The 7353-nt window shown below is 70.3% G+C and carries 5 protein-coding genes and 1 pseudogene; all 6 read right to left on the bottom strand.

The window, feature by feature from the left end; all coding sequences use genetic code 11:
• The coding region (gene ilvD, locus ABS64_RS03630) for a dihydroxy-acid dehydratase (RefSeq protein ID WP_292680938.1) at nt 1–1571 on the bottom strand (1571 nt) is incomplete at its 3' end.
• A 9-nt stretch (nt 1572–1580) separates the two neighbouring features.
• On the bottom strand, nt 1581–2357 hold the full coding sequence (otsB, locus tag ABS64_RS03625; RefSeq protein ID WP_292680935.1) for a trehalose-phosphatase: 777 nt from the start codon (nt 2355–2357) through the stop codon (nt 1581–1583).
• Nucleotides 2354–3748 (bottom strand): trehalose-6-phosphate synthase, encoded by a 1395-nt coding sequence (locus tag ABS64_RS03620; RefSeq protein WP_288119342.1) that lies wholly within the window; start codon nt 3746–3748, stop codon nt 2354–2356. Before ABS64_RS03620 ends, otsB begins: the two co-directional genes overlap by 4 nt.
• Nucleotides 3749–3916: 168 nt before the next feature.
• A pseudogene (locus ABS64_RS03615) lies at nt 3917–5437 on the bottom strand (MFS transporter).
• An 81-nt stretch (nt 5438–5518) separates the two neighbouring features.
• The gene (locus tag ABS64_RS03610) at nt 5519–6703 is read right to left on the bottom strand and encodes an acetyl-CoA C-acyltransferase (RefSeq protein WP_036290468.1); all 1185 of its coding nucleotides are present in this window, start codon (nt 6701–6703) and stop codon (nt 5519–5521) included.
• Nucleotides 6700–7353, bottom strand: a complete 654-nt coding sequence (locus tag ABS64_RS03605) for a 3-oxoacid CoA-transferase subunit B (protein WP_288119302.1) — start codon at nt 7351–7353, stop codon at nt 6700–6702. Before ABS64_RS03605 ends, ABS64_RS03610 begins: the two co-directional genes overlap by 4 nt.

Here is a 7353-nt window from a genome sequence, read left to right as displayed (position 1 = left end):
TCGAGAGTGCGAGCCGCGATATCGACCCGTATCAGATCACCATCGCGCACGAAGGCGATGGGACCTGCGTCCACCGCTTCGGGTGCTATGTGGCCGATGCACAGGCCGGTTGTGCCGCCTGAGAATCTGCCGTCCGTCAAGAGTAGTACATCTTTTCCGAGCCCCGCGCCCTTGATGGCCGCTGTGATGGCGAGCATCTCGCGCATGCCGGGGCCGCCCTTCGGGCCCTCGTAGCGGATGATGATCACGCTGCCCGCGGCGATCTCGCCCGCCTCCAGGGCGTCCATCGCCGCGCGCTCCCGCTCGAACACCCGCGCGGGCCCCTCGAACACCGACACATCGAAGCCCGCTGTCTTGACGACGGCGCCCTCGGGAGCCAGTGAGCCGTGGAGGATCGTGATGCCGCCCGTCGCGTGGATCGGGTCATCGAAGGTGTGGATGACGGTGCCGTCGATCGGGTCGGGATCGAGCTCGGCGAGGTTCTCGGCGAGGGTCTTCCCCGTCACCGTGAGGGCGTCGCCGTGCAGCAGTCCCTCGTCGAGCATGGCCTTCATGATCACGGGGATGCCGCCGTGACGGTCGACGTCGTTCATCACATACTTACCGAACGGCTTCATATCCGCCACGTGCGGCACCTTGTCACCGATGCGGTTGAAGTCGTGCAGGCTCAGCTCGACATCAGCTTCGCGGGCGATGGCAAGCAGGTGCAGCACGACGTTGGTCGAGCCGCCGAGCGCCATGGCCAGGGCGATGGCGTTCTCGAATGCCTCTTTCGTGAGGATGTCGCGCGTCGTGATGCCCTGGCGCAGCAGGTTCACCACCGCCTCCCCCGACCGGTGCGCGTAGTAGTCGCGCCGACGGTCCGCAGAAGGCGGCGCGGCCGAGCCCGGAAGGCTCAACCCCAGGGCTTCGGCGACGGACGCCATCGTGTTCGCGGTGTACATGCCACCGCACGCCCCCTCTCCGGGGGCGATCGCGCACTCGATGCGCTTGAGGTCGGCCTCGCTCATCTTCCCCGCAAGGCACGCGCCGACCGCTTCGAACGAGTCGATGATCGTGACGTCCTTCTCGGTGCCGTCCGACAGCTTCACCCAGCCCGGCGCGATGGATCCTGCGTAAAGGAAAACGCTCGACAGATCGAGGCGGGCAGAGGCCATGAGCATGCCCGGAATCGACTTGTCGCAGCCGGCGAGCAGCACCGTGCCGTCGAGCCGCTCGGCCATGACCACGGTCTCCACGGAGTCGGCAATGACCTCGCGGGACACGAGCGAGAAGTGCATGCCCTCGTGACCCATCGAAATGCCGTCGGAGACGGAGATGGTCCCGAACTGCAGGGGGTACCCGCCGCCGGCGTGCACGCCCTCCTTCGCGCCCTGCGCGAGCCTGTCCAGGCTCAGGTTGCACGGCGTGATCTCGTTCCAGCTGGACGCGATGCCGATCTGGGGCTTGTCCCAGTCCTCGTCGCCCATGCCGACGGCGCGCAGCATGCCGCGGGAGGTGGTCGCCTCGATGCCGTTCGTGACGACACGACTGCGGGGCTTGATGTCGATGGAGGGATCGCTGTCCGGCATCCTCGAAGTCTATTCCCGCAGGGTGTCCCGTTCGCGCGCCAGACGTGTCAACAGCGCCGCCAGTTCGGGGGTGCCGGTGACACGAACAGTCGCCGCGGTCTCACCCGGGCCGACCCGCACACCCACGTCACCCGGCTGGAGACTGCGCAAGGCGTCCTCATCGGTCACGTCGTCGCCGGCGAACAGCACCGCGCTCGCACCGGTCTGCGCGCGCAGCCGTGCGACCGCGCCGTCCTTGCCCTCCGCACGGAAGGCGTACTCGAGGATGTCGTGGCCGTCACGACGACGCCAGTCGGAAGCCTCCGCGGCCATGAGCGCAGCGATCCTCTCCTGCGCGCCGCGCGCGGCGGCGGCATCCGACACGAGGCGCGTGTGCAGCGCGAAGCCGAACTCCTTCGGCTCAACCCAGGCACGGTCGGCGTCGGCGGCGATGGCCTCGGCACGCGCGCGCAGGTCGTCGCGCTGCGCGAGCAGCAGAGGGTCCACGGGAGCCGGTGCCTCCCCCGGAGGCGGCCACTGCTCCGCGCCGTGCGAGCCGGCCAGAAGCAGCGGCGAGTCGTCGTCGTACTCGGCGATCACCCGGAGGTCGCGCAGCGTCCGTCCCGAGACCAAGGCGACCGTCGTCCCCGGCGCCTGTGCGAGGGCCTCGACCGCTGCCCGCGCATCCTGGCTCATGCGCGCCGCCATCGGCTCGTCGACCAGGGGCGCGAGCGTGCCGTCGAAATCGAGTGCGACGAGCAACCGCGGCACACGCGCCAGGCCGGCGATAGGCTCCCAGCCGCTCACGCGTCCTGCTTCCGGACGGCGTCGAGGTCGGCCAGGAAGCGTCGGGACCAGTCGGCGACGTCGTGGTCGCGCACACGCCGGCGCAGGCCCCGCATCCGGCGGGCCTGCTCGGCGGGCTGCATCTCGACCGCCGCCATGATCGCGTCCTTGAGTCCGTCGATGTCGTGGGGGTTGACCTTCACGGCTTGCGAGAGCTCGTCGGCGGCACCGGTGAACTCGCTGAGCACGAGCACCCCGCGACTGTCGATGCGACTGGCGACATACTCCTTCGCGACGAGGTTCATGCCGTCGCGAAGCGCCGTGACGAGCATCACGTCGGCCGCGAGATACAGGGCGACCATCTCCTCGCGCGGGTACGAGTGATGCAGATACCTGATCGCGGTGTGGCCGACGGTGTCGTGGTCGCCGTTGATGCGTCCCACGGTGAGCTCGATCTCGTCGCGCAGCTGCATGTATGCGGCGACGCGCTCGCGACTGGGGCTCGCGACCTGGACGAGCGTGACGTCCTCGACGTCCAGGCGGCCCTCCTCGAGGAGCTCGCCGTAGGCCTTGAGCCGATGGCCGATGCCCTTCGTGTAGTCGAGGCGATCGACACCGAAGATCACGGTCTGCGGGTCGCCGAGGCTCGCACGGATCTCCTTCGCTCGCGCCTGGACCTCGGGGCGCCGGGCGATCTCGTCGTAGAGCTGCGTGTCGATCGAGATCGGGTACGCCTTCGCCACGGCCGTGCGCACGGAACCATCATCCGCGACCACGCGGATCGCGCCCGACTTCGTCTCGAACCCCAACTGGCGCCGCACGGCGTTCGTGAAGTTGCCGGCATCCTGCACCCGCTGGAAGCCGATGACGTCGGCTCCGACCAGACCGGCCAGCACGTGCTTGCGCCACGGAAGCTGCGCGAACAGACCGTATGCGGGGAAGGGAATGTGGTGGAAGTAGCCGATCACCACATCCGGTCGCAGCGCCCGCAGCAGCCGCGGGACGAGCTGGAGCTGGTAGTCCTGAACCCACACCACCGCTCCGTGAGCGGCAACGGATGCCGCGGCGGCGGCGAACCGCTCGTTGACGCGGACATAGGCTTCCCACCACTCGCGGTGGTAGGCGGGCGGCGAGATGACGTCGTGATACAGCGGCCAGATGGTGTCGTTGGAGAAGCCCTCGTAGTAGAGCTCGACGTCCTCGTCGGTGAGCGTCACCGGAACGAGCTCCATGCCGTCGAGCTCGAACGGCTCGAGCTCCAACCCCGCGGTCCCGGGCCAGCCGACCCACGCTCCCCCGGTCTGCTGGAGCACCGGCTCGAGCGCGGCGACGAGACCTCCGGGCGAGCGACGCCACCCGCCCTCGACGCTGGGGTCGTGGTCGACGGGCAAACGGTTGGACACGACGATCATGTCGGCCTTTGACTTCGGGTCGCTCACGCGGCTCCTCTCGGCAGGCGTTCTTCCAGGCTAACGTGGTCTCATGCGCAAGTACCTGTTCGGGACCGGGATCATCTCCGCCGTGACCAGCGGCCTCGCGCTGCTGCGGGGACTGCGCGGCGACGTGCCGTTCACCTGGCGTCAGGCGCTCGCCTGGCTGAGCTGGGGCATCACGCTCGCGCTGTCGATCGGCACGATCGTCGACACGTACCGCGCCTCACGCGGGCGCGTCGTCTCGACGGACTCCCCCATCCGTGGGAGGGAACAGAAGCTGCTGGCCACGCGCCTCCAGCGCTGAGCACCGATACCCACGACGAGATCAGAGCCCGATCTCGTCGTGCACGAAGCCGGTGTCGGTCGCGACCCGGTCGCGCGCCGGCTGACGGGTCGCGCGGAGGTCTCGACGGACCGTGCACTGGCGGAGACGTCAATCGAACGCCAGAGTTTCTTCCCCGCGGCGGCGCAGCGGAGAGAACCACGCGATCGCCGCGGCGACGGCGAACACCACGACGGTCGCGGCCAGAGCGCCCCGATCCCCGATAAGGCCGACGGCGACGCCGGCCGACAACGCCCCGACAGCGGCGAGCGTCCGGTTGCCCGCGCGTCGGTCGTGTTGGTACGCCCCAGGAACCGATCGGGGGTGAGCGTCTGCCAGAGGAGCTGCTCCGGCGTGTTCTCGATGCCCACCGCGGCGCCCTGCACGCCGATCGCGACGAACAGAAGAGCCGCGCCGAGCTCCGACGGCGGCGCCACGGCGACCAGGATCCACGCCAGCGGGTAGAGCGAGCGTGCGCCCACGATCGCGCGTCCCGCGCCGATGCGTCCCGTGAGCACGGCGGCGCTCGACGCTCCGATCAGGCTCGAGACTCCGAAGACCGTCAGCAGCAACCCGTACGTGAGCGCGGAGAATCCCAGCTCGCGAAGCGCCAGCAGCGACAGCGCCGTCAACGCCGCGCCGTTGGCGACGAACCAGACGTGAGTCGATACGGTGAGAGGGCCCAGCATCGGATGCCGGTACGTCCACCGCATCCCCTGGCCGATCTCGGTGCCCAGTCGGGCTGGGCGATGCGGCGCCCGCGGCTCCTCGACCCTCACGGTGGCGTTCAGCACGGCCTCGGCGAGGTAGCTCACCGCGTCGATGACGATGGCGAGGGGAGCGCCGACCAGCCCCACGAGGCCGCCGCCGATGCTCGGGCCGAGCGTCTGGGCCGCGGCATCCGTCGGGCCCAGTCTCATGTTGGCGCGAAGCTACCCGTCACGCGGCACGAGACGAGGCAGGAGGGATTGTGCCGCGGCGAAGCCGAACACCGAGAACGACCCGAACAGCAGGAGCGCGACGACCAGCATCCACACCTGGAGGATGCCGCATGCCCAGAGTACGGGTACCGCCCCGAGCGACAGCGCCCGCGCGATGCTGGCCCAGACGAGGATGGGTCGGCGACGCCAGCGATCCGTGTACACACCGGCGATGACGCCGAGCACGGCGTACGGAACGAACTGCGCCGCGTTGACGACACCGACCTCGAGCGGTGTCGCGCCGAGCAGCTGGACCACGAGAACGGGCATCGCGACCGTCGTGATGGCAGTGCCGAACGAGCTCAGCGCAGCCGCCGTCCAGTACCGGGCGAACGCCGCAGACCGTTCGTCGCGCGCTCGGCCCACGCGGTCACCTCCCCGTGCGTCACCCCGACGATAGCCGGGCCGGCCGGCGCGCGGTGTGCGGCGAACCGCCGGCGTCGCGCGTCAGCGCGTGAGCAGGAGCGCCTCGCCCTGGCCTCCCCCGCCGCAGAGGCCGACCGCGGCCGTGCCCGAACCGCGGCGGACGAGCTCGTGCACGGTGTGGACGACGAGCCGCGCGCCGGAGGCGCCGATCGGGTGCCCGAGGGCGATGCCGCCGCCGTGAATGTTCACGACGTCCTCCCCCACACCGAGCTCGCGCTGCGAGCGGGCGACGACGGCGCCGAACGCCTCGTTGATCTCGACGAGATCCAGATCGGATGCCGCGAGCTGCTGCCGCTGCAGGGCCTGCGCGATCGCGCGCGCGGGCTGCGCGTGCAACGAGTTGTCGGGACCGGCGACCTGACCAGCCGCGCCCACCACGGCGAGCACCGGCCATCCGCTCGCGTCGGCGTGCGCGCGTGTGGTCAGCACCACGGCGGCGGCGCCGTCGGAGATCTGCGACGCGTTGCCGGCCGTGATCGACCCGTCGGGCGCGAATGCGGGGCGAAGACCGGCGAGCGTCTCGGCGGTGGTCTCGTCGCGGATGCCCTCATCGGTGGTGATCGTCACCGCGGGACCGCGGCGTTGCGCCACCTCGACGGCGACGATCTCGGCGTCGAAGACCCCGGCATCCCGCGCCGCCGCGGCGCGCTGGTGCGACAGGGTGGCGACGCGGTCCTGCTGCTCGCGCGTGACCTCGAAGCGCGGGTTCAGCCGCTCCGTGGAGGCGCCCATGCTCTCGCGGTCGTACGCGTCGGTCAGACCGTCGTAGGCCATGTGGTCGAGCACCTCGACGGATCCGTAGCTCCAGCCCTCGCGCGAGCCCATGAGCAGGTGCGGCGCACGCGTCATCGACTCCATGCCGCCCGCGACGACGACCCTCGCGTCGCCGGAGGCGATCATCCGCTTGGCGTCGATGATCGCGGTGAGGCCCGACAGGCACACCTTGTTGACGGCGGATGCCGGGACGTCCCAGCCGAGTCCGCCGGCGAGGGCCGCCTGGCGCGCCGGGTTCTGTCCGGAACCGGCCGGCAGCACCTGCCCCATGATCGCGGCATCCACGGCCTCGGCGGCAATGGCGCCCTGCGCGAGCGCGCCGGCGATGGCGAACCCGCCGAGCTGCGCCGCGGTGAAGGAGGCGAGCTGCCCCTTGAGCCGCCCCTGCGGCGTGCGGGCGGCGGCCACGATGACGATGTCGTCGGTGCTCATGCGATCTCCTTGAGTGCGTCGGCGATGATCAGATCGGGTTCGGTGGCGGCGACGACCTCGTCGACGCTCACGCCGGGGGCCGTCTCGATGAGGACGAGGCCGCCGTCCGTGACGTCGATGACGGCCAGGTCGGTGATGATGCGGTCGACCACGCCGCGTCCGGTCAGCGGCAGCGAGCAGGCGTTCACGATCTTGGCCGAGCCGTCGCGGGCGACATGCTCCATCAGGACGATCACCCGCTCCGCACCGTGGACGAGGTCCATGGCGCCGCCCGGACCCTTGACCATCTTCCCGGGGATCATCCAGTTCGCCAGGTCTCCGGAGGCCGACACCTGCATCGCGCCGAGGATGGCCGCGTCGATCTTGCCGCCGCGGATCATGCCGAAACTCAGCGCCGAGTCGAAGAACGCGGCGCCCGGAAGGACGGTGACGGTCTCCTTGCCGGCGTTGATGAGGTCGGGGTCGACGTGCGCTTCGGTCGGGTACGGACCGACGCCGAGGATGCCGTTCTCCGACTGCAGCACGACGGTCACGTCGTCGGGCACGAAGTTCGGCACGAGCGTCGGCAACCCGATGCCGAGGTTCACGTACGACCCGTCGGCCAGCTCCGCGGCCGCACGTGCGGCCATCTCGTTGCGGGTGAGCGCCAT

It is taken from the genome of Microbacterium sp. SCN 69-37 (assembly GCF_001724435.1).
Classification (GTDB): domain Bacteria; phylum Actinomycetota; class Actinomycetes; order Actinomycetales; family Microbacteriaceae; genus Microbacterium; species Microbacterium laevaniformans.
Note: the sequence above shows the minus strand (reverse complement) of the source record. Positions and strands in the feature narration are given on the sequence as shown.

What these genes read in the sequence shown, in the direction of transcription:
- ABS64_RS03620 (WP_288119342.1), bottom strand. Translation starts at nt 3,748, where the DNA reads ATGATCGTCGTGTCCAACCGTTTGCCCGTCGACCACGACCCCAGCGTC.
- ABS64_RS03610 (WP_036290468.1), bottom strand. Translation starts at nt 6,703, where the DNA reads ATGAGCACCGACGACATCGTCATCGTGGCCGCCGCCCGCACGCCGCAG.
- ABS64_RS03605 (WP_288119302.1), bottom strand. Translation starts at nt 7,353, where the DNA reads ATGGCGCTCACCCGCAACGAGATGGCCGCACGTGCGGCCGCGGAGCTG.